Origin of the sequence: Rhodococcus sp. 14-2470-1a, from assembly GCF_002259425.1 — a bacterium.
Classification (GTDB): Bacteria; Actinomycetota; Actinomycetes; order Mycobacteriales; family Mycobacteriaceae; genus Rhodococcoides; species Rhodococcoides fascians_E.
The window spans coordinates 251,156-272,124 of record NZ_NPFZ01000014.1 but is presented as its reverse complement, the minus strand read 5'-3'; the positions used below and the strand labels follow the sequence as shown (position 1 = coordinate 272,124).

Annotated in this window: 23 protein-coding genes; 8 read left to right on the top strand and 15 right to left on the bottom strand. The window is 65.5% G+C overall.

The genetic code is table 11. From position 1 onward, the window contains the following. Positions 1 to 30 precede the first annotated feature (30 nt). From CH292_RS07620 to CH292_RS07605, 4 genes are read right to left on the bottom strand one after another with little or no spacing between them, the layout of a single operon-like run. Positions 31 to 528 carry a YbjN domain-containing protein gene (locus tag CH292_RS07620; protein WP_019666534.1) on the bottom strand — a complete coding sequence of 166 codons (498 nt, stop codon included), beginning with the start codon at positions 526 to 528 and terminating at the stop codon, positions 31 to 33. Further along, positions 525 to 1,853 carry a D-inositol-3-phosphate glycosyltransferase gene (mshA, locus tag CH292_RS07615; RefSeq protein ID WP_026348044.1) on the bottom strand — a complete coding sequence of 443 codons (1,329 nt, stop codon included), beginning with the start codon at positions 1,851 to 1,853 and terminating at the stop codon, positions 525 to 527. Before mshA ends, CH292_RS07620 begins: the two co-directional genes overlap by 4 nt. Positions 1,854 to 1,884: 31 nt before the next feature. Further along, positions 1,885 to 2,757, bottom strand: a complete 873-nt coding sequence (locus tag CH292_RS07610) for an alpha/beta fold hydrolase (protein WP_094654433.1) — start codon at positions 2,755 to 2,757, stop codon at positions 1,885 to 1,887. A gap of 57 nt (positions 2,758 to 2,814) precedes the next feature. Next, a complete protein-coding gene (locus CH292_RS07605) occupies positions 2,815 to 4,056 on the bottom strand; it encodes an ROK family transcriptional regulator (RefSeq protein ID WP_230594291.1) in 1,242 nt (413 codons plus the stop codon). A gap of 372 nt (positions 4,057 to 4,428) precedes the next feature. On the opposite strand from CH292_RS07605, the gene CH292_RS07600 reads away from it, so the two are divergent. Next, complete coding sequence (locus CH292_RS07600) at positions 4,429 to 5,184, top strand: SDR family NAD(P)-dependent oxidoreductase (protein ID WP_020112540.1); 756 nt, start codon at positions 4,429 to 4,431, stop codon at positions 5,182 to 5,184. 94 nt (positions 5,185 to 5,278) lie between these two features. Here the strand turns inward: CH292_RS07600 and CH292_RS07595 are convergent, their stop codons facing one another. From CH292_RS07595 to CH292_RS07585, 3 genes are all read right to left on the bottom strand, one after another. Then, on the bottom strand, positions 5,279 to 6,475 hold the full coding sequence (locus CH292_RS07595; protein ID WP_026348046.1) for an Ig-like domain-containing protein: 1,197 nt from the start codon (positions 6,473 to 6,475) through the stop codon (positions 5,279 to 5,281). A 103-nt stretch (positions 6,476 to 6,578) separates the two neighbouring features. Further along, positions 6,579 to 8,129: an MBL fold metallo-hydrolase gene (locus CH292_RS07590; RefSeq protein WP_019666540.1), complete on the bottom strand. Its 1,551-nt coding sequence runs from the start codon at positions 8,127 to 8,129 to the stop codon at positions 6,579 to 6,581. Positions 8,130 to 8,199: 70 nt separating this feature from the next. Beyond that, the gene (locus CH292_RS07585) at positions 8,200 to 9,216 is read right to left on the bottom strand and encodes a UDP-N-acetylmuramate dehydrogenase (RefSeq protein WP_094654432.1); all 1,017 of its coding nucleotides are present in this window, start codon (positions 9,214 to 9,216) and stop codon (positions 8,200 to 8,202) included. A gap of 56 nt (positions 9,217 to 9,272) precedes the next feature. Between CH292_RS07585 and CH292_RS07580 the strand changes: the two genes are divergently transcribed. The 3 genes from CH292_RS07580 to CH292_RS07570 all read left to right on the top strand — a co-directional run bounded on the left by CH292_RS07580 (position 9,273) and on the right by CH292_RS07570 (position 11,175). Beyond that, entirely contained in the window at positions 9,273 to 9,779 is a 507-nt protein-coding gene (locus CH292_RS07580; RefSeq protein WP_019666542.1) for a DUF2505 domain-containing protein, read from the top strand. Positions 9,780 to 9,794: 15 nt separating this feature from the next. Further along, positions 9,795 to 10,298 carry a DUF2505 domain-containing protein gene (locus tag CH292_RS07575; protein WP_020112541.1) on the top strand — a complete coding sequence of 168 codons (504 nt, stop codon included), beginning with the start codon at positions 9,795 to 9,797 and terminating at the stop codon, positions 10,296 to 10,298. A 175-nt stretch (positions 10,299 to 10,473) separates the two neighbouring features. Beyond that, positions 10,474 to 11,175 (top strand): class I SAM-dependent methyltransferase, encoded by a 702-nt coding sequence (locus CH292_RS07570; protein ID WP_020112542.1) that lies wholly within the window; start codon positions 10,474 to 10,476, stop codon positions 11,173 to 11,175. Here the strand turns inward: CH292_RS07570 and CH292_RS07565 are convergent. After that, the gene (locus CH292_RS07565) at positions 11,172 to 11,759 is read right to left on the bottom strand and encodes a type IV toxin-antitoxin system AbiEi family antitoxin (RefSeq protein ID WP_019666545.1); all 588 of its coding nucleotides are present in this window, start codon (positions 11,757 to 11,759) and stop codon (positions 11,172 to 11,174) included. The genes CH292_RS07570 and CH292_RS07565 overlap by 4 nt on opposite strands. A gap of 132 nt (positions 11,760 to 11,891) precedes the next feature. Here CH292_RS07565 and CH292_RS07560 point away from each other — a divergent pair, with 132 nt between their 5' ends. Then, positions 11,892 to 12,626, top strand: a complete 735-nt coding sequence (locus tag CH292_RS07560; protein ID WP_179277932.1) for a DUF2993 domain-containing protein — start codon at positions 11,892 to 11,894, stop codon at positions 12,624 to 12,626. A gap of 63 nt (positions 12,627 to 12,689) precedes the next feature. On the opposite strand, the gene deoC is transcribed toward CH292_RS07560, so the two are convergent. Then, positions 12,690 to 13,352 carry a deoxyribose-phosphate aldolase gene (gene deoC / locus CH292_RS07555; RefSeq protein ID WP_020112543.1) on the bottom strand — a complete coding sequence of 221 codons (663 nt, stop codon included), beginning with the start codon at positions 13,350 to 13,352 and terminating at the stop codon, positions 12,690 to 12,692. Between the two features lie 45 nt (positions 13,353 to 13,397). On the opposite strand from deoC, the gene CH292_RS07550 reads away from it, so the two are divergent. Then, positions 13,398 to 14,228 carry a class I SAM-dependent methyltransferase gene (locus tag CH292_RS07550; RefSeq protein ID WP_094654430.1) on the top strand — a complete coding sequence of 277 codons (831 nt, stop codon included), beginning with the start codon at positions 13,398 to 13,400 and terminating at the stop codon, positions 14,226 to 14,228. A 12-nt stretch (positions 14,229 to 14,240) separates the two neighbouring features. Further along, the gene (gene purU / locus CH292_RS07545; RefSeq protein ID WP_020112545.1) at positions 14,241 to 15,128 is read left to right on the top strand and encodes a formyltetrahydrofolate deformylase; all 888 of its coding nucleotides are present in this window, start codon (positions 14,241 to 14,243) and stop codon (positions 15,126 to 15,128) included. Between the two features lie 13 nt (positions 15,129 to 15,141). On the opposite strand, the gene CH292_RS07540 is transcribed toward purU, so the two are convergent. The 6 genes from CH292_RS07540 to CH292_RS07515 form a co-directional block, all read right to left on the bottom strand. Then, positions 15,142 to 16,167 (bottom strand): alpha/beta fold hydrolase, encoded by a 1,026-nt coding sequence (locus CH292_RS07540; protein WP_094654429.1) that lies wholly within the window; start codon positions 16,165 to 16,167, stop codon positions 15,142 to 15,144. A gap of 1 nt (position 16,168) precedes the next feature. Beyond that, positions 16,169 to 16,948: a MerR family transcriptional regulator gene (locus CH292_RS07535; protein WP_094627690.1), complete on the bottom strand. Its 780-nt coding sequence runs from the start codon at positions 16,946 to 16,948 to the stop codon at positions 16,169 to 16,171. A 45-nt stretch (positions 16,949 to 16,993) separates the two neighbouring features. Then, the gene (locus tag CH292_RS07530; protein WP_019666552.1) at positions 16,994 to 17,296 is read right to left on the bottom strand and encodes a DUF2516 family protein; all 303 of its coding nucleotides are present in this window, start codon (positions 17,294 to 17,296) and stop codon (positions 16,994 to 16,996) included. Positions 17,297 to 17,366: 70 nt separating this feature from the next. Beyond that, entirely contained in the window at positions 17,367 to 18,164 is a 798-nt protein-coding gene (locus CH292_RS07525; protein ID WP_020112547.1) for a YtxH domain-containing protein, read from the bottom strand. After that, positions 18,157 to 18,678: a helix-turn-helix domain-containing protein gene (locus CH292_RS07520; protein WP_371828083.1), complete on the bottom strand. Its 522-nt coding sequence runs from the start codon at positions 18,676 to 18,678 to the stop codon at positions 18,157 to 18,159. The genes CH292_RS07525 and CH292_RS07520 overlap by 8 nt, the downstream gene beginning before the upstream one ends. Positions 18,679 to 18,785: 107 nt before the next feature. After that, positions 18,786 to 20,039, bottom strand: a complete 1,254-nt coding sequence (locus CH292_RS07515) for a DUF445 domain-containing protein (RefSeq protein ID WP_179275291.1) — start codon at positions 20,037 to 20,039, stop codon at positions 18,786 to 18,788. A 127-nt stretch (positions 20,040 to 20,166) separates the two neighbouring features. On the opposite strand from CH292_RS07515, the gene CH292_RS07510 reads away from it, so the two are divergent. Further along, on the top strand, positions 20,167 to 20,943 hold the full coding sequence (locus CH292_RS07510; RefSeq protein ID WP_094627692.1) for a TetR/AcrR family transcriptional regulator: 777 nt from the start codon (positions 20,167 to 20,169) through the stop codon (positions 20,941 to 20,943). The last annotated feature ends 26 nt before the right edge of the window (positions 20,944 to 20,969 follow it).

The following is a 20,969-nucleotide window of genomic DNA, read 5'->3' as shown; positions in this document are numbered from 1 at the left end:
CGAAGCGTACGAACCCTCGGTTACGTCCGATCAGTTGTCGAGTTTCGACGGTGTAACCAGGTGTTCGAAGGCCTTCAAGTTCGCCAACGACTCGCCCCGGGACACACGCCAGGCCCACTCGCGTTTGATCGATTCGGCGAAGCCGAGTTCGAGCAGAACGTTGAAATCTCCGTCGGCGGCTTCGAGCACCTGGCCGAGTATTCGGTCGATTTCCTCCCCCGTCACCGCATGGGTGGACAACCGTCCGACGAGGTAGATGTCTCCTACCTTGTCCAGGGTGTAGTGCACTCCGTAGAGCCGTCGATTTCGGCGCAACAGGTATTTGTAGACGCCCTCGAAGTTCTCGTCCGGTTTACGGCAGACGAACGCCTCTATCCGTACGCCGTGGTGCCCGACGGTGAGGATCGTGGTCGTCTTCAGCTTCCGCTCGCCCGGCAGTTCGACGACGAACGCGTTGTCCCCCTTGCGTTGGTACTCGAGCTCGCGTTCGCTCAGTACCGAATCGATCAGCTCGATCAGCTCGCTCATGCCGTTGCCCCCGCCCTTCGTAGCTTCGACAGTCCGCGCACGCGCCGCGGCGAGAACTCGCTCGGGGCCTCGTGACGGTCGAAGTGGAACTGTGCTGCACGATAACTGTCCAGCAGGCCTTCCGCGGTGTGTTCCCACGAGAAGTTCGCAGCGTGGATCGGGGCCGCGGACGCCATGTGCGCCAGGCCATCTCGATCCGCGAGCATTGCGCCGAGGGCTCGCGCCCACTCCGTGGTCCGGTGCCCCTGCACGAGCACGCCCGTCTCCCCGGACCGCACGGCGACCCCGAGCCCGCCGACGTCCGCTGCGATCACCGGGGTTCCGCTGGCCTGAGCTTCGATCGCGACGAGTCCGAACGATTCGTTGTAGCTCGGCACCGCCACGACGTCGGCGGCACGGTAGACCTGGACGAGTTTCTCGGAGGGCTGCGGCGGCAGGAACGTCACTCGCGTCGAAATACCCAGTTCTGCAGCGAGTTCGATCAAGCTGTCGGGGCGGTCGAGGCCGCTGCCGGACGGCCCTCCGACCACGAGCACCCGCAGCGGAAGGCTCGGCCGAGCGGCCACCAGTTCCGCTGCGGCGCGCAACAACACGTCCGGGGCCTTGAGCGGTTGGATCCGGCCGACGAAGGCGACCACGGTTTCCGACGGATCGATACCGAATTCGGCTCGCGCAGCGGCTTTGTCACCGGGCCGGTACCGGCCGAGGTCGGCGCCGGGGGCGACGACGTCGATCGATCGAGGCGATGCGTGGTAGATCTCGATCAGCTGCTTCGCTTCCTCGCCGGTGTTGGCGATGAGCCTGTCCGCCTCGGCGACCACCTGTTGCTCGCCGATCTGCCGCGCGGCCGGTTCCGGGGAATCCCCCGCTGCCAACGACGCGTTCTTGACGGCGGCGAGTGTGTGGGCCGTGTGGACCAGCGGCACACCCCAACGATCACGGGCCAACCATCCGACCTGGCCGGACAACCAGTAGTGCGAATGGACCAGATCGTAGTAGCCGGCGTCGTGCCGGGCCTCTTCACGAAGGACTCCTGCCGCGAACGCGCACAGCTGCGTCGGGAGGTCCTGTTTGTCGAGCCCCTCGAACGGCCCTGCCACGATGTTGCGCACCAGAACGCCCGGCGCCGCTTCCTCGAGAGGCTTGTCCGCCGACGACGTCGCCCGGGTGAAGATCTCCACCTCGACGCCCCGTTTCGCCAGCTCCTTGGCGCTCTGGAGCACGTAGACGTTCATTCCGCCCGCATCCCCCATGCCCGGCTGCGCCAACGGCGAGGTATGCAACGACAACACTGCAACCCGATTCAACTGGCGACCACTCACCACACCAGTTTGCACTCTCCCGCGCCGGGTGGGTTCACAGACCCTGGACGAAGGCCGTCACCTCGGCCAGAAACCGGTCGGGATCGGCGACGAACGGGCCGTGGTCGACACCCTCCCAGAACGAGGCGGTTGCCGCCGGAATCAGCGACGCAGCATGCTCACCAGCGGAGATGTCGACGACGGTGTCCGCGGTGCCGTGGAGGACCAGCGCGGGTACGTCGAGGCCCGCAAGCAGGTCGTCGTGCGAGACAGCCCGATCGAACAGCGCTGCTCGGACGCGGGGCAGCGTGGACAGCGTCGCCCCGAACAGGGCCTGAGCCTGCGCGCCTTTGCCCTCGATCGGCCCCTTCAGGGCTTCGCCCTCGATCGGTCCTGTCAGTGCACGACCGAAGCTGCCGAGCGCCTTGATGGCCACCCGCGGCTCCTCCGACATCGCGTCCGGGATCGCCGCGCGCATCGCGCTGCCGACTCGACCACCGGCTTCCCCCCTGCCGATGCTGGTGATCGCGCCGACGAGCACGATGCCCGCGACCGCCCCTGTCCCGTGTGCGGCCAGGTAGTCGCAGATGACCAGGCCGCCGTAGGACCAGCCGAGCAGAACCGCGTCCTGCTCGATTCCCTCGGCAGTCAGTACCGCGTGCACGTCTGCCGCCCAGTTGGCCGATTCGCCGTACCCCGTGTTCGGCGCGTCCGAGTAACCGTGGCCCCGCAGGTCGACCGCGATCACCCGGTACGACTCCGCCAGCGTCGTCAACACCCGGTCACCCCAGCACGCGGACGACTGCGCCCACCCGTGCAGCAGGACGAGCGGGCGGTGCGACTCGTCGCCGCTCACTCGATAGACGATGTTCGTGCCTGCCGTCGTGGTGTCGATTCGGCTCGTGGCGTGGCGTACCGATCCAGTCATGCCCCCATCATGCCCGGGTGCCCGACTGCCCGACTTCCCGACTGCTCGGAGCGCGAGTTACGCGGCGGCCCGGCGCATCGACGCGAGCGGATCGGAGTAGACCGAGCTGAGGGACACCACGGCCGCAGCGAATTCCTGCACCTTGTTTCCGAAACCGGAGATTCGAATGTCCTTGCGCGGCAGCGTCGACGTCTGGCCGAATGCCTCGGCGACGTACGGAATACCCGCGGCGTACTCGGTGAACGCCTGTCCGCCGAGGACCACCCGATCGGGGTTGAACAGATCCCGCAGGAGTCCGACCGTCCGACCGAGCACCTTCGCACGTTCGACGAGGATCTGCTGCGCCGCCGCCGAGCCGTCGTGTGCGGCCTGGTACAGCGCGGCGACGCCCGATCCTGCCGGGAGAACCCCACGCTCGACGGCGATGGCCAGCACCGCGCGGTCGCTCACGGTCGCTTCGAGGCATCCGCGGTTTCCGCACTGGCACAGCACGTTCGATCCGGTGGGCAGGTGAGCGATCGACCCGGGTCCGGTGGAGGGCGTGTGCACCCGGCCGTCGATCGTCAACGCGATTCCCGCGGTCTCGCGTGCATAGAAGTACAGGCTGGTACCGGTCGTCGTCGTGTCCGCCCGCGCCGGCGTCAGGAGCAGTTCGGAGCCCGCCATCGCCTCGACGTGACCGGACACGGAGACGGGCAACCCCAGACCGCCACCGACGATGGCGCCGACCTGGGCGTTCTCCCAGCCGAGGCGGGGATGATCCACCGTGCCCGACGCACCGTCGACTCGACCGCCGAGGGCGACACCCACCCAGAGCGGAGTTCGACGGTGCCAGCGCGCCGCGAAAGCGCCTGCGCTGCGGGTGATCACGGACAACGCTTCGGAGGCGGGGCCGCCCGGCGTCGGGATCTCGACGGCACCGAGGATGCGACCACGCAGGTCGCTGACGACGATGCCGGTGACGATGGCACCGATGTGGATTCCGATGGTGGCGAAGGGCTCGTGGTTGACCTCGAACGGCACGCGTGGGCGGCCGATCGCACCGGAGGCCGTCAGATCGGCGCGTTCGCGAAGCAACCCGACGCCGAGCAGGGCGGAGACCTGACGGTTGACCGTAGCGATACTCAATCCTGTTGCGCGAGCGGCAATATCACGGGAAAGCGGACCGTCGGCGGAGGCTACGCGAAGCACCGATGCGGCGGGACTGTCGGCGATGCGCAGGTCGGGTGCAACGACCTGAACTCGGGCCCGTCCCGCTACACGGGACAGAGAGGTGGGCCGTGACCCTCGAAGGTTCACGGAAGTGGAAGATACCGGCAAAGTTGCAAGTGACACTGTGGTTCGTCCTCGGCAGTAGACCCACTTGAAACGTGGGTGACACAGGTGCTGGAGAAGGAGAAAGTCGAGCGAGCGACGCCTGCAGAACGGCCGATACGGCCGAGAATCGAGAAGCGATCCCGAGAAAGCTACAGGCCTAGAAGCTGCGACAACACAGTTCACGAGGGAGCGGCAGCCGGGAACCCAGAGCAGCGGTCACGTACGTGACGCGCAGTGCAGGAGTGTGGCTGGCGGACATGAACGCAAAAGTAGCACTTCCCCGCCCGATCACCAATACGGGCAAGATTTCCGCTGCGTACCGGCCGCGCCTGACCGGAGTCTAGAATTTCTGCCATGACATTGTCAGAACAAATCCCGTCCGACGCCCGCATCGCCGTAGTCACCGGCGCAAGTTCCGGCATCGGTGAGGCAACCGCACGCCAACTCGCCGAGCAGGGCTACCACGTCGTCGTCGGTGCGCGTCGCGTCGATCGACTCGAGAAGCTGGCATCCGAAATCGGTGGGACTGCACTGCAACTCGACGTCACCGACGAAGATTCGGTGGCCGCGTTCACCGCGGTGATCCCCCGTGTTCACGTGTTGATCAACAACGCGGGAGGCGCGAAGGGACTGGCACCGGTCATCGATGCCGATCTCGACGACTGGCGCTGGATGTGGGAGACGAACGTCCTCGGCACCCTGCGTGTCACCAAGGCATTGCTTCCGAAACTCATCGAGTCGGGCGACGGACTTGTGGTCACCATCACGTCGGTGGCCGCCTTCGAGGCGTACGACAACGGCTCGGGATACACCTCCGCCAAGCACGCACAGGCCGTCCTGCATCGCACGCTGCGCGGCGAGCTGCTCGGGCAGCCGGTTCGGCTCACGGAGATCGCGCCGGGAGCCGTGGAAACCGAATTCTCGCTCGTCCGTTTCGACGGAGACGAGGACAAGGCCGACGCCGTATATCAGGGCATCACGCCGCTCGTCGCCAGGGACATCGCCGAGATCATCGGGTTCGTGGCATCACGTCCGTCGCACGTGAACCTCGATCAGATCATCATCAAGCCGCGTGACCAGGCCGGCCCCGGCCGCTTCAGTAGAAAATAGAACCCTTTGTGTGAGTGGAAATGTAGCGTCTTCTGGTCGCTCCGCAGGCTCCGCTCCTGTCCCAGGGCCTACATTTCCACTCACATAAGTTGCATCAGAGCGCAGACATCGACTCCCACGTCGGCCAGTCGATCGCCCAGTCGTAGAGGTCACCGTCGGCGGCCGACAGATCGATGGACGTACCCGTCACCTCGACCGGATCGCCGTACATCGCGGTCCCGAAATACTGCTCCGCGTCCGACGTCGACAGGTTGATACAGCCGTTCGTCACGTTGGACGCCCCCTGGACACCCGTCGTCTCCGGGTTGGCGTGGATGAACTCGCCGTTGTTGGAGATCCGCACGGCCCATCGTTCGCGCACGTTCTCGTAGAACGGCGGGTTCGACATCAGGAAGTCCTCGTGCTTCTCGGTCACCACGTGCACTCCGCTGCGCGTGACGTTGCGCGCTTCGTTGCCCTCGCCGTAACTGACGGGGATGTCCATGATGGTCTGACCGTCGCGCACGACCTGCATGCGGTGGCTCGTCGCCTCCGCCTTGACGATCTGGCTACGACCGATGGTGAAGTCGAGTGTCACGTCGTCGGCGCCGTACGCACCGCCGCCGTAGTCGACCCCGTACAGGTTCGCTTTCACCGACACCGTCGTGCCCGGAGCCCAGTAGTTGGTGGGGCGCCAGTGGACGCGTGAGCCGTTGTCGTCGGGGAACCACGCCCACGCGCCGGGCGTCGGCGGGTTGGTCGTCACCGTCAACGCCTTCTCGACGGCGGCCTTGTCCTCGATCGAGGAGTCGAACTGCAGGATGATCGGGGCCGCGATCCCCACCTCCTGCCCGTCGCCGATGTTGGTGCTCACCGACGTGCGGCTGTCCGGCGTGACCGTCGTGAAGCTGCCCTCGACGGGTACGGACTTGCCGTCGCTTCCGACGGCGTTGCCCGCCCAGGTGTACGAGACGCCGTAGCCCAGCGGCTCCGTGACGGAGTACGACGCCTTGTCCGGCGCCAGCGCGCCTTGGACGACCTTGCCGTCGGGGTTGGTGAGGGTGACGTCGGCCAGGGTCCCGTTCTTCACGGCCACGGAGATCGGCGCGACGGGGCTGACGTCCTCGGCTCCGTCGGCGGGGTTCTGCGTCACTTGGGCGACGGGAGCCGCTTCGGTGGTCGGCTCGGACCCGCCGGAGGAGCCGTCGGTGCCACCGATGGTGCAGCCCGCGACAAGCGCCGCCAACGCCACGATTGCTGTGACCAGCCACAACAACCGCGTCCGTTTTGTCTGTTCTACCTGCTCATGCACGTATTCCAACGTACTCGCGGCTCATGGGCGAACCACTATCGAAAGCTCGGGTGCGCGGAGATTCACATCGAATCCTCGAGGAGATTCGGACAATCCGCGCACTTCAGAGCTTCGTCGACCTGAGTTCGTGTCCCTTGGACGTCAGGCAGCGGCCGGTATCGAGGTTCCAGTCCCAGCCGTGCAGGTTGCAGGTCAGCTTGTTGCCCTCGACGATGCCGAACTTCGACAGGTCCGCCTTCAGGTGCGGGCAGCGACGCTGGATCTCGTAGCCGTCCTTGACGATGGTGGCGGTGTCGTCGTGTGCTTCGGCGAACCACCCGTCGGCGTAGGCGATGCGCTCGTCGGTGAGGCACTTGAAGAACGTGTAGAGGAACTCGTTGTATCCCCCGACGCGTCGGGCCCGGAACCTGGTGGACAGGAAGATCGAGTTGACCCAGTCCGGTTCCTTGTCCCGCACGGCCGTCCGCACGAGCTGCGGCGAGATCGTGAAGCTGTACCGGAACCGCTCCTTGAGCAGGGGCTCACGCACGATGCGCTTGGGGAAATCGAGCACGACGGTTTCCGCGCCGAGCATCAGGGCCACCGGGTACCCGATGCCGTCGCATATCTGGTCGGTTTGAATCATGATGGGCTCGAACAGCTCTCGCAGTGGCTCGAGCAGTGGCTCGCCCTCGGCCGGTGCCCACGCCGCCTTCTCCGCGGCGATGACGCCTGCCTGTCGCTGCGCGAAATCCTCGATGTACTGGGCCTTGCCGGTGGTGAAGATGGCTTCGGCTTCTTCGGTGGGAATCGGGTGCTCGTGCGAAACGAGCTCGCTGCCCGAGAACGTCGACGTGGTGCCGGGGATCTGCAGCAGGCCCTTGTCGTGACCGTTGCGGCGCATCTGGTCCAGGAACACCATCTGGTCGGGGAAGATGTTCGACGGGTCCTCGTACACGTCGTTGAGGAAGCGGAGCTCGTCGTCGAGGAAACACGGCGGGCCTGCCGACGGAATCACCCACGTCGCGCCGATCTGCTCGATGTACTGGCGCGCACGATCCATCTGACGCTGACGCTTCTGCTCACCGAACGACTTCTTGGCGCGCTCGACCATGTCGTAGACCATCGGGTACCAGATCGCGCCCGAGTACTGCAGCATGTGCACGTCGACGTGCCCGAATTCCTCCGTCAACACGTCGAGGTCGACGGGCCGGGCGTCGTTCATGTTGAACGCGACGGTCTCTCCGTCGGAGACGACCAGACCGGAGTCACCGATCGGGCCGTCGGCGGGTGCGCGCAGGGCGATGATCATGATGTCGAGATCGCCCTTGGGACCGGAAATGCGGTGCTTGACCGAGTCCGTGGTCTCGAAGAACTTGTGGAAGCCGAGCTTCTCGAGCTCGTGCTTGAGGTCCGGCACGGGGTAGTCCGGCAGCAGAACGGTGGTGTCCTTGTCCACGTGCTCGGCGAGGTTCTTGGGGTCGAAGTGGTCCTTGTGCAGGTGCGAGACGTACAGGTAGTCGCACTTGCCCAGCTCGTCCCAGTCCAACTGCGTGTTGTCCGGGAACGGGAACCAGGACGTGAAGTAGGCAGGGTTGACCCACGGGTCGCACAGGATGGTGCCTGCATCGGTCCGAATGTGAAACCCCGCGTGCCCGACGCTTGTGACCTGCAACGAACTACTCCTTAACTTGCTACGAAGAATCAATGGTAGGCGCTGCCACCGACTCGATGCTGCTACCGATTCAACTCAGCGAGCAGCCGACGAGATCGCACTCCGGCACCAAGGTGATGCCGAACTCGGCTTCCACTCCGTCACGAATGTGCGACGCCAACGCCATGACGTCCGACGTGCTCGCCCCGCCGCGATTGGTGATGGCCAGCACGTGCTTGGTGGACAACGACACTGTTCCGTTGCCGAACTCCGTGCCGTAGCCGTGCGCGAAGCCGGCGTTCTGGATCAACCAGGCGGCATGGATCTTGATGCCCGACGGGTCCGGATACTGAGGCGCCCTCGATGCGGACGCGGGGATCTCCGTCAGCACCGGATTCAGGAAGAACGAGCCGACGCTCCACGTGTCGTGATCTGCCGCGTCGAGCACCATGCCCTTCTGGCCACGCAGATCGAGGACGGCTTCTCTCACATCGAGAGCAGGGACCGTGTCACCGATGTCGACGCCGAGCCGGTCCGCGAGACCGGCGTAGCGGACAGGATCGGAGGACACGGACCGTCGCAACCCCATCGTCGTGTCGAGAATGACGTATCGCATCGAATGCTTGAACACCGACTGACGGTGCAATCCGAAACCGCATCGGTCCGGCGACCAGACGGCGGTCTCGCCTGTCTCGCGGTCGTACACCGTCAGCGATTCCAGCACGTCGGACGTGACCGTGCCGTACGCACCGACGTTCTGCACCGGCGTCGCACCGGCCAATCCAGGAATACCGGACAGGGTTTCGATCCCGGCAAGACCCTCGTCCAACGACGCGGCGACGACGGAGTCCCACCGCTCACCGGCAGCGACCCACACGGAATCACCGTCGACGCGCACTCCCGACGTCTCGACCTTGATCACCAGACCGTCGAAACCCTGGTCCCCGACGACGAGGTTGGATCCGCCACCGACCAACAGCACCGGGGTTCCCGACGCATCGGCGTCGCGCACGAGGGAGACGAGTTCGTCGGACGTCGTTGCGACGGCGAACTCGCGAGCCAGGCCACCGAGTCGCATGGTGGTGAGCTCGGAAATTGCGGTAGGCACGGGAGTCCAGGGTACCGGTCGACGCGGATGTCGGGAGCCACCGGTACCCTCCGCCTATGCCTCGCCCCATCGCGCACAGCGCGCCCGTTCCCGCACCCGTCGACAAGGTGCACGCCGCGCTCGTGTCCGAGAAGTACTGGAAGGACCGCATCGAGCAGATCGGCGGTCCGGGCGCACAGTTGGTGAGCGTCACCGCGATCAACGGAACCATCAGCGTCGTCATCACGCAGTCGGTTCCCGAGGAGGAACTCCCCGCCGCGGTCACCGCCTTCAAGAAGGGCCCACTGATCATCGAGCGCACCGAGTCGTGGGGTCCCCTCGGCGGCGGTCGCGCCGAGGGCAAGTTCGGAGCCACCGTCGACGGCGCTCCGGCAACCATTTCCGGCACCACGCTCCTCGAAGGCGACGACACATCGTCGACGATGTCGCTGTCCGGAACCACCGAGGTCAAGATCCCTCTCTTCGGGAGCAAGATCGAAGCGATGATCAGCGAGCAGGTACTGGGGCTCATCGACAACGAGCACGACTTCACGGGCAACTGGATCGCGGACAACCTCGGATAGGTACCCTCTCCGGTTATGGCGCGCCGAATGAACTACTCAGCCCGGTTCACCTACTCCACCGAGCAGGTGTACGCGGCATTGTCGAGCCGCGATCACTGGGACGCTCGCATCGAGGAGATGAAGAAGTACTCCCACAACGAGCTGAAGAGCTTCGAGGTCTCCGACGCAGGCATCGACGTCGTGATGCACCACATCATTCCCAGGACCGAACTGCCGGACATCGCGCAGACGGTCATGAAGAAGGACATGGTCATCACCCGCAACGTGCACTTCGACCCCTACTCGGACACCACCGAAGGCAAATACGACGCCTCCATCCCCGCCGGCCCCGGCAGCCTCAAAGGCGTCACCTCGCTGTTCTCCACCGACACGGGCTCGACGCTGCGGACCTCCTCCGAGGCCAAGGTGTTCCTTCCTTTCGTCGGCGGAAAACTGGAACAGCTCATGCTCGTCAACCTCCGAGACCTCTGGCGCGGCGAAGGCGAAGTCACCGCCGACTGGCTTGCCCAGAACAACTAGAGGCTCCACTCCTGGCCAACCGGGTCGTTCCGCAGGCTCCACTCCTGGCCAACCGGGTCGTTCCGCAGGCTCCACTCCTGGCCAACCGGGTCGTTCCGCAGGCTCCACTCCTGAAGGCACTGTTACCCGCGGCACCACCGGCATCAACCGCCTCCGCCGCAGTGATCGGTGGCTGATGCACGATCCACTCGTGCGCCGGGTGCTGACCGATGCACTCGATCCCCTGGTCGTCGATCTCGGGTACGGCGCACGGCCGGACACGACGCTCGAGCTGGCTCGTCGGCTCCGAACCGTTCGGCCGGACCTGCGGGTCACCGGCCTCGAGATCGATCCCGCACGAGTTGTCGAGTCGCAGGAGAACGTCACGTTCGCGCGCGGCGGCTTCGAGCTCGCCGGCCTCCGACCGAACCTGGTTCGCGCGTTCAACGTGCTGCGGCAGTACCCCGAGGACGCTGTTCCCGACGCCTGGGCCCGCATCCTGTCCGGGCTCGAACCCGGCGGGCTCCTGGTCGACGGGACGTGCGACGAACTCGGCCGTCGGTGCGCGTGGGTGCTCGTCGGGCAGCAGGGTCCGATCTCGTTGACCTTGGCGTGGGATCCGTTCACCGTCGCGACGCCGTCGGACATCGCGGAGCGTCTGCCGAAGGCGTTGATTCACCGCAATGTGCCGGGTGAACGCATTCATGCGGTGCTGCGCGCCGCGGACAGGGCGTGGTCGACGGCGGCGCCGCTGGCACCGTTCGGCCCGCGAGTGCGATGGCGGGCGGCCTTGAATCAGTTGGTCGCCGAGGGTCTTCCCACCACGGCGCCGCGGCGCAGGCTACGCGACAACATCCTCACCGTTCCCTGGGATGCTGTGGCGCCCGCCGAGACCTAGGTGCAGGACGAGAGGGCGAGCTCGACGCGTTCGGCCACTCGTTCCGGCCCGCCGACGGCTTCGTCGTACAGGGTTCCCGGGTCGACGCGGCCGATGGCGACGGCGTCGCCCACCACTTCGTCGAGGGTGATCTGGGAGATTCCTCCGGCGGCGAGGTCGAGGACAGTTCGGACCGGGGTGGTCATCCGGAACGTGCCGGTGGACTCGAAGTCCTTCGGAGACAGCTGCAGTCGGTGCACGGCGAGGCGCGTGTCGGTCAGGCGCAGGTTGGTGTAGGCGGAGACGTGCACGAACTGCGGGTGCAGGTGTCCGAATCCGTGTAGCTCGGCGGCACTTTGGTGAGAGATCACAGCATCACCACCGAACCACGCGCACCACATGGCGAACTGTTCGAGGTCGCTGTGCGGCCAGTCGGTCAGCCGGCACAGGTTTCGTTCCACTTTGGTCCAGTCGCCGACGGCGATGTTGGCGACCACTGCAGGGGCCTCGAAGCCCAGGGCCTCGGCCTGCTCGGTGGTGAAGTATCCGTCTTGGCGTGCTGCCAGACGACGCAGTTCGACGGTGCTCGGCCGTAACGTGCTCATGCGCCCCAGCGTACGACAATCTGTGTTGCACATCACAAAGAATCGGCACTACTCCCGTGTCGATCCATCTTTCCCGCGCTTGTATCTCTGTTTCACAGAGGACTTTCAGAATCATCGGGAAGACTGCGGCGAATGACACGAAGCAAAGCTCCCATGATCGCGGTGCTCGTCGTACTCGTTCTCGTCGCGGCGTTGCTCGGCGGGGAACTGTATTTCCGGCAGCAGATCAAGTCGTGCCTCGCCGGCCAACTGGAGTCCGAGATCGGCAGCCAGGTCGACGTCGGTCTCGGATGGAAGCCCATTCTGATCTCGCTCGTCGACAAGCAGGTTTCTTCGGTCACGCTCGATTCGAACGATGCCCGCTTCGGCCCCGCCGAGGGCATGACCGTCCACGCGGAGGTGGAGGACGTCGACCTCGCGCAGACCGCGGACAGCAACGGGACCATCGGCAGCTCCAGCGCCGACATCTCGTGGTCGACCGACGGGATCGCCCGCACCCTGCAGTCCCAGGGCGCCGGTGCCCTCGTCTCCGGTGTGACGTCGGACGCCGCGGCGGGCACGCTGTCCTTCGCGGTGGGCGGCCTCGCGCAGTTGACCGTGAAGCCGACCGTCACCGGCGACCGCGTCGACGTCCAGACCGTCGACGCATCGATCCTCGGCCTCGGCATCCCGACCGATCTCGTCGACAGCATCGTCGGAGTCCTCTCCGACAGCCTCCAGCAGTACCCGCTGGACATGACGCCGACGTCGTTGACCGTCACCGACAGCGGCATCGCACTGAACCTGCAGGGCGGGCAGTACTCGATTCCCGCCGCCCAACCGGGTCAGACGGTCGAGGCTCCCGAAGGCTGCGGAATGCTCGCGTAGCGGAAACTGGCCCCTACACTCCTGCCATTCGGTCATTCCGCAGGCTCCACTCCTGCCACCCGGTCATTCCGCAGGCTCCACTCCTGCCAGAACGGCGCGCGTACCCGAGAGACCCAATCTGGTTGCGCCCGCGTCGATCATCGCCAGGGCGGCGTCCGTCGTACGGATGCCGCCGCTGGCCTTGACGCCGAGTCGTCCACCGACGGTCTCCGCCATCAACCGCACTGCTTCGACGCTGGCGCCGCCTGCCGGATGGAAGCCGGTGGAGGTCTTGACGAAGTTGGCACCGGCTTTCTCCGCGACGCGGCAGGTTTCGACGATCGCGTCGTCGGACAGGGCTGCCGATTCGATGATCACCTTGAGCACAGCCGTCGGTCCGATGGCTTCGCGGACGGTCAGGATGTCCGACAGCACAGCGTTGTAGTCGCCGGCGACTGCGGCTCCGACGTCGATGACCATGTCGATTTCCTGCGCACCTTGATCGACGGCGAGCCGCGCTTCCGCTCCCTTGACGAGCGAATGATGTTTGCCCGACGGGAATCCCGCGACTGCGGCGACGACGAGTCCGTCGGCCCTGATCGGCAGCATCGAGGGTGACACGCAGACTGCGAGGACACCGAGTTCGAGGCCCTCGGCGATGAGTGCAGTCACGTCGTCGGACGTGGCTTCGGGCTTGAGCAGGGTGTGGTCGACCATTCGGGCGAGGGCTCCGCGTGAGAGAGACATGAGACCACCCAACCACAGCCCCCGAACGACATAAACTCATCGGTCATGAGCGTCGCAGGCACTTTCAATTCCACGAGTTCCGATTTCGACTCCGTCACCCCGCTCGTCTGGGGTCCGGCAGGCCAGTCGTTGGCGTTCGCGCTCGCATTGAGGGCCGGGGACGCGGTGCTCGACGTCTGCGCGGGTACGGGCGCGTCGGCGCTCCCCGCAGCGCAGGCAGTGGGTCCGGACGGCATCGTCCACGCCATCGATCTCGCCGACGACCTCCTCGATGTCGGGCGGGTGAAGGCCACGGCGGCCGCGCTGCGCAACATCGACTTCGTGTGCGCCGACGCCACCGAGTGGGAGACACCGAGTTCCGTTCCGGACGGCTACGACGCGTTGTCCTGCTCCTACGGCATCTTCTTTCTTCCGGACATGGACATCTCGTTCGCGCGCCTGGTTCGCTTGGTTCGACCTGGCGGTCGTGTCGGCGTCACCGTGTGGCGCAAGGGCGCGGTGGAAGCGTTCGGTAACGCGTTCTTCGACGTCGTTGCCCGCTACGCGCCGGACGTCGCGCACAACGGTCCTCGGTCGAGGAGCAACTACGACACCAACCCCATCCGACGGGTGGAGACAGCGGACTCCTTGGCCGAGTGGCTGCAGTCGGAGGGATGCAGCGACGTACAGGTTCAGGAACTGTCCAATCACGTTCCCGCCACCGAGGAGTTCGTGTGGAACTTCGTGTTGGGCAGCGGCTTTCGTGGCGCCTTGAGCAACTTCGACGAGTCCACCACACTCGCGATCCGACGAGAGTTCGGCGAGCTGCTGACCGAGCGCGGTATCGATTTCGTCGACGCCACCACACTGGTCGCAACCGGCGTCAGGACCGCCTGAGAGAATCGACGCATGAGTTCCGCTGCTGTAGCCGACGACCGTCGCTACGTTCTGTCCCTCGGGTGCCCCGACACCACCGGCATCGTTGCCAGGATTTCCTCGTTCCTCGCGGACGTCGGCGGCTGGATCGTCGAAGCCGCGTATCACGCCGACCCGGACACGGGCTGGTTCTTCACCCGCCAGGCCGTCCGGGCGTCGTCGGTGAACATGAGCATCGAGGATCTACGCGCACGATTCCAGGAAGTCGCCGACGACATCGGCCCCGAAACGGAGTGGACGCTTCAGGATTCCGGCGAGCGCAAACGCGTCGTACTTCTCGTCAGCAAGGAAGCGCACTGCCTGCACGATCTGTTGGGCCGCGCGGCGGGCGGCGAGCTACCTGCCGAGATCTCGGCCGTGATCGGTAATCACAAGTCGCTGGAACCGGTGGCGACAGCGCACGGCATCACGTTCCATCATGTCGAGTTCGCGAAGGATCCGGCCGAACGAGGCCCGGCGTTCGATCGGGTTCGCGAGCTGGTCGACTCCTATGATCCCCACGCCGTCGTTCTCGCCCGGTTCATGCAGGTGCTGCCGGAGGATCTGTGCGAGCACTGGGCCGGCCGCGCGCTGAACATCCACCACAGCTTCCTGCCGTCGTTCGTCGGCGCACGCCCTTACCACCAGGCATTCGCCCGTGGCGTGAAGCTGATCGGAGCGACCTGCCATTACGTGACGGCCGAGCTCGACGCCGGCCCGATCATCGAACAGGACGTCATTCGCGTCGACCACTCCGACGAGGTCACCGACATGGTGCGCCAGGGCCGGGACATCGAGAAGCTCGTTCTCTCCCGTGGCCTCCGATGGCATCTGGAGGACCGTGTCCTGGTCCACGGCCGTAAGACAGTCGTCTTCAGCTAGTTGCCCGCGGGCTTCACAAGATGCGCAGGCGCGCGACTTCGGCGTTGAACTCGTCGATGGCCTCGACCGAACTCATGTGGCCGATGCCGGGAATCTCGACGAGGGCGCTGAGGTGGTCGTGGGCGTCGAGCGCTTCGGCCAGTTTGCGGGCGTGCACGGGAGGCGTGAGCCGGTCCGCGGTTCCCACGAGCACGGTCGTCGGCACGTTGAGGTTCTTCAGCGCCTCGTGAATGTCGAGGTCGGTGAGTGCAGCGCCCCAGATTCCTCGGGTTCGGGGCGCACACTCGAGCACGATCTTCTCGCAGAACGCGACCTCGGCAGGCGTCGATCCCGGCGCCATCGACACGTACTTGATGGCGTGGCGGGTGACGGACGACGGTCGTAGCGGGACCGCTGATTTGAGGACCACCCGCCCGACGGGCACGGGTACGCGCGGGAATCGCTGAGGGAGCGGGATGACCGTGGTCTCACGTACCAGGCTGTCCGTGGCGGTCGAGGCGAGCAGGACTGCGCTCACCAGGCGGTCGACCTGTTCGGGGTACCGCCCCGCCCAGGCCATGATCGACATTCCGCCCATGCTGTGGCCGACGAGCACTGCCTTGTCCGATTCATCGACAGTGGCCGCGAGAACGTCCGCGAGGTCGTCGGCGAGTACGTCGGGGCCGAGCGGCCTGGTGCCGACGTCGCTGCGGCCGTGGCCACGCTGGTCGTAGACGATGACCTTGTAGTTGTCCGCGAAGGCGTTGATCTGCGGTGTCCAGTAGTCCACCGAGCACGTCCATCCGTGGCTGAACACGATCGGCTGTGCGTCGGGGTCTCCGTAGATCCGCACGTGCAGTTGCGCGCCGTCGTCGGTGACGACGGGGACGGTCCGAGGAACGTGTGTCGGCTGGTGCAGCAGCTCGTCGGGTCGACTGTCCGCCGCGCGGACGAAACTGTTCGCGTGGCGATTTCTGCGGACGAGGGCACCGATGCCCGCAATCGCCGCGAGACCTCCGACTCCGAGAATCGTTGCCTCGACTGCCTTGCGTGTAACCACTTCAAGCCTCCCCTGTCTGCGACAGTGCCGCGCCTTCCGACGCAGTGTCGCCTTCCGCGCTGTACTGCGCGACCATCTCTTCCATGGTCAACGTGATTCGGTGTTCCATTGCTTCCCGGAACAGCGCTCCGACCACGCGATGCGTGAGCGGCCGGAGGTTGTCGATCAGCGTTGCCAGTTGCCCTACGGTCAGGGCGTCGGTGTCGAACGGATCCTTGCCTTTGCCGACGAATTTGTCTGTGATCAACGACACAAACCTTGCGGCGACGTCATCGAGGTCCTTCTGCACCGCTTCGGTCTCGTCGAGGATGCGACCGACCGAGGTTCCCGCGTCGTGGAGCAGTGTCGCGGCGTCGAGCAGATCCGGCTGGTCGACGCGGTAGCCATCCGAGCTGCGGGCCAGTACGCCGAGGGCAACCCCCCGGTCGAGTTCGTCGTCGGTGATGCCTCGGGCGAACTTCCGGGTGATGTCCTCGCGGGTCACGTGGGTCGATTCCCGTTGCCTGCGGGCGGTGTCGTCGACGTCGTCGGCGGTCAGAACGTCCTCGATGCGGAGCCCGGACTGCGCTGCGATCAGCAGTTCGCTGATGGTTGCGAAGGTGTACCCGCGGTCGAGCATCCGGCTGATCAGCTCCAGCCGGGCTAGGTGGGACTCGCTGTACCAGCCGGTTCGTCCTTCTTTCCGCGGCGGCGGAAGCAGTCCACGGTCCTGGTAGACGCGGACGTTACGAACGCTCACCCCTGCGCGACGCGCCAGATCGTCGACCCGGTACTCCATCATCCCTAGAAGATAGGCCCACGCCCCGCGGGATCGGCGAGCGAGGATCTACCAGCGCGAGCCGCCGCGCTGGATGCTGTCGACCTTCGGTCGGACGTCGACCAGGTAGACGCAGACCGCGACGATGCCGATCAGGCCGATGAAGTTGATTCCGAACGCAAAGATGACGAGCAACGCCACGACGAGGATTCCCAGCCAGACGGGCTTGGTCAACTTGTCCACCGCGGTGAAAGCGTCGGGCCGCTGCCTGACTGCGTGGAACACCGCGTAGGCGGCGCCGGCCAGCGCGATGAAGCGCAGGACGAGAAGGATCAGTCCGGTGAGGCTGTCTACGGCTGGCACAAGGCCCATACTAACCACTCGAACTGGGCAATTCGACCCCTGCACCGCTCGGTGCAGGGGTCGACAGCCGTTCGGACGCTCAGCTGGTGGTCTTCTTGGCCGGAGCCTTCTTGGCCGGTGCCTTCTTCGCTGCGGTTGCCGGCGTCGCCTTCTTGGCGGGCGCAGCCTTCTTGATCGGAGCGTTGGCGGTGCCGCGGGTCTTGGACTCGACCTTGCCTGCCACGCCGCTCACCTTCTGCGATGCGTCGGTTGCGGCTTCCTTGGCGCCTTCGCCCGCCTCGTCGATGCCCTCGGCCAGTTCCTCGGCCGAATCGGAGATGTCGTCGGCGGTGTCGCGGACCTTGTCCGACGCGATGCCTGCGAGTGCGGCAGCGCGCTCACCGACTGCACGGGTCTGCGAGGCGACGGTGCCGAGAGCCTGCTCGGTCAGGTCGACGACGTCGTTGGCGGCGGAGTTGGCACGCTCGAGTCCTTCTTCGACGGCGGGGGTGCGGCGAATCCGCTCGACGGTCTCTTCGCCGCGCTCGGCGAGCGAGGTGTAGAGATCGGACGCGACCTTCAGGTACGCCTCGGCGACCTTGCGCAGTTCTTCCGGGGTGAAGCGCTCACGCAGATCCGCGATCTCGTCGGGGAGTTCGGCGGGAAGGTTCGCCAAGCGCTCGCGAAGGGACTCGACTCCTTCGGTGACGTCCTCGGACAGGTCGGCGATCCGTGCCCGTGCCGTGTCGACGCGATCGGTGACCTCGCTGCCGCGCGTCTCGGCGCGACTGCGTACCTGCGAAACGACGTCGGCGACGGCCTGAACGACGGCATCGCCTGCGCCGACTGCGGCGTAGAGGGGGGTCTTGACGTTGTCGAAGTTCCTGGGATCAGTCATGGGAAGACTCCTGTAAGGGTGATTCGGTGTCGGTTGTCGGATCTGGTCCGGCTGCGTTCTTCTGGTCGTTCTCTCGGCGGAACGAGTCGTAGATCTCGATCAGCACGTGCTTCTGCCGTTCGGTGATCTCCGTGTCGCCGAGCAACGCGTCCCGGACTGGACCGTGTGGTCGTTCTTCCAAGAACCCGGCCCGTACGTACAAAGCTTCCGATGACACACGTAGACCCTTGGCGATCTGCGTGAGCACCTCGGCGGAGGGCTTGCGCAATCCGCGCTCGATCTGGCTGAGATACGGATTGCTCACCCCCGCCCTCGACGCGAGTTGCCGCATGGATACCTGGGCTGCCTCGCGCTGGCTACGGATGTAACTACCGATGTCCGACGCCGCGGTTGTGACGACGCTTGCGACGAGGTCGCTCGCTTCGGCCACGACGTCCGTCGCCTCGGACACCTTCGCGACTATCCCCTGGTTGTCGATCTGACTGTCGATCGGATCTTCACTGCTGGGGGTCATGGTCACCACTCGTTTCGTGTGTCTCGAACTTGTGGTCTTCGGTGTACTCGTCCGAGGCTACCCAAGGGTGCTAACTATTGCAAGCACTCTGCTAGCAGTAGTTGCCATCAGCCGAACAGCAGGTGCGACAACGTGTAGATCACCAGTCCGGCGAAGGAACCGACGACGGTGCCGTTGATACGAATGAACTGCAGATCGCGACCGACCTGTAGTTCGATCTTGCGGCTCGCCTCGTCGGCGTCCCATCGCGCGACGGTGTCGGTGATGATCGTCGTGATCTCGTCCGCGTAGTTGGACGCCACGTAGCGGGCCCCGCCGAGCAGCCATCCGTCGACCTTGGCGCGCAGTTCCTCGTCGTCGCGGATTCTCGCGCCCCAGTTCGCGACGTTCTCGCTGACCTTGCGTCGCAGGGTGCTGGACGGGTCGTCCACGGATTCGGTGATGAGCCGCTTGGCCACCTTCCACGTTGCCGCGGCGAGCCCGGTGATCTCCTCACGGCCCATGATCTGCGCTTTGAGCGACTCCGCCTTCTCGATGGTCGCGGGGTCGTTCTGCAGATCGTGGGCGTAGTCGACGAGGAACTTGTTGGCGGCCAGGCGCAGTTCGTGCTGCGGGTTGGACCGAACCTTCCAGGTGAACTCGACGAGTTCCTTGTAGATCTTCTCGCCGAGCAGGGCGTCGACGAACTTCGGCGACCACGTCGGTGAGTCACGGGACACGACGCGCTCGATGGTCTCCTCACTGCCGAGGGCCCACTGGTGTGCGCGCTCGGCCAGCATGTCGATGAGCGGTAGCTGCCGGTTCTCCTTGATCAGCTCGTCGAGCACGCGTCCGATGGGCGGCCCCCACTGTGGATCGCCGAGACGTTTGACGATGGTGCTGTCGATGATCTGGGTGATGTCCTCGTCCTTCAGGACTTCGACGGCGCCGTGCAGAATCGTCGCGGATTCCGCGGCGACACGTTCGGCGTTCTGCGGCTCGGCGAGCCACGTTCCGAGCCGCAGCGGGATCTGCGCGGACCGTACTTTCTCCGACACGACGTCGGGGGCGAGGAAGTTGCTCCCCACGAAGGACCCGAGCGAGGATCCGAGCTGATCCTTCTTCTTCCTGATGATCGCGGTGTGCGGAATCGGAATGCCGAGCGGATGCTTGAACAACGCGGTCACCGCGAACCAGTCGGCGAGCGCACCCACCATGCCCGCCTCGGACGCCGCCCTGACGTACCCGACCCACTCCCCCGCACCGCGGGATTCCTGCCAACGGCAGATCAGGTAGACCACCGTCGCGAACGCAAGGAATCCGGTCGCGACGACCTTCATCTTGCGCAGATCACGACGCTTGGTCGCGTCGTCCATCTTCATCAGTTCCACAGCGCCATTGTGCCCGCGCACCGGCGTTGCAAACGTGAGCCGCACCATGGACGACCTGTCCCAGCCCGGACGCCTAAGCTGATCTGCATACGAAGGCGATGGGATACGGCGGGCACACGTGGCGAGAAATGCAACATCAGCGAACAGTGACGACACCGAAGCAGCAGCCAAGGACGCAGGGGCCGGTAAGGCGGAGGCCACCAAGACGGAGAAGCCGGACGGCCGCAAGCGGCGCTGGCGCGACCACAAGATCGCGCGTCGGGAAGAGTTGGTCGACGGCACTCTCGCGGCGATCCGCCTGCGCGGGCGCGAGATCGGGATGGACGAGATCGCGTCGGAGATCGGTATCTCGAAGACCGTGCTGTACCGGTACTTCACCGACAAGGCGGACCTGACCAACGCGACGATGACGCGGTACGTCGAGACGACGCTCGCGCCGCGGATCTATTTCGCGATCTCGGAGGAACTGGACGAGTACCACCTCACCCGGGCGGTCATCGCGGCGTACGTGGAGACGGTTGCCACCGATCCCGAGGTCTACCTGTACGTGATGGCGAACAACGCGGGCAGCAACCGGGACGTCGTCGCGGAGTCGGAGCGCATGATCGCCGAACTGTTGGCGACGGTTCTCGGCGAGCGTCTACGCCAGCGCGAAATGGATTCCGGCGGTTCGGTGCCGTTCGCGTTCGCGATCGTCGGGGCCGTGCAACTCGCCACCCACTGGTGGATCTCGAACAAGTCGATGTCGATGGAGGACCTCATCGACTACCTCAGCATGATGACGTGGGGCGGAATTCACGGCGTCGCGATGGCCGACGGTTCCCCGGCGAAATTCAACGCGCAGCCGCATCCGCTCGTCACCCCGAAGGACGAGGAGGACCAGCGCTCGGTTTGAAACGCCGATTCGCCGGTCACCCTGGC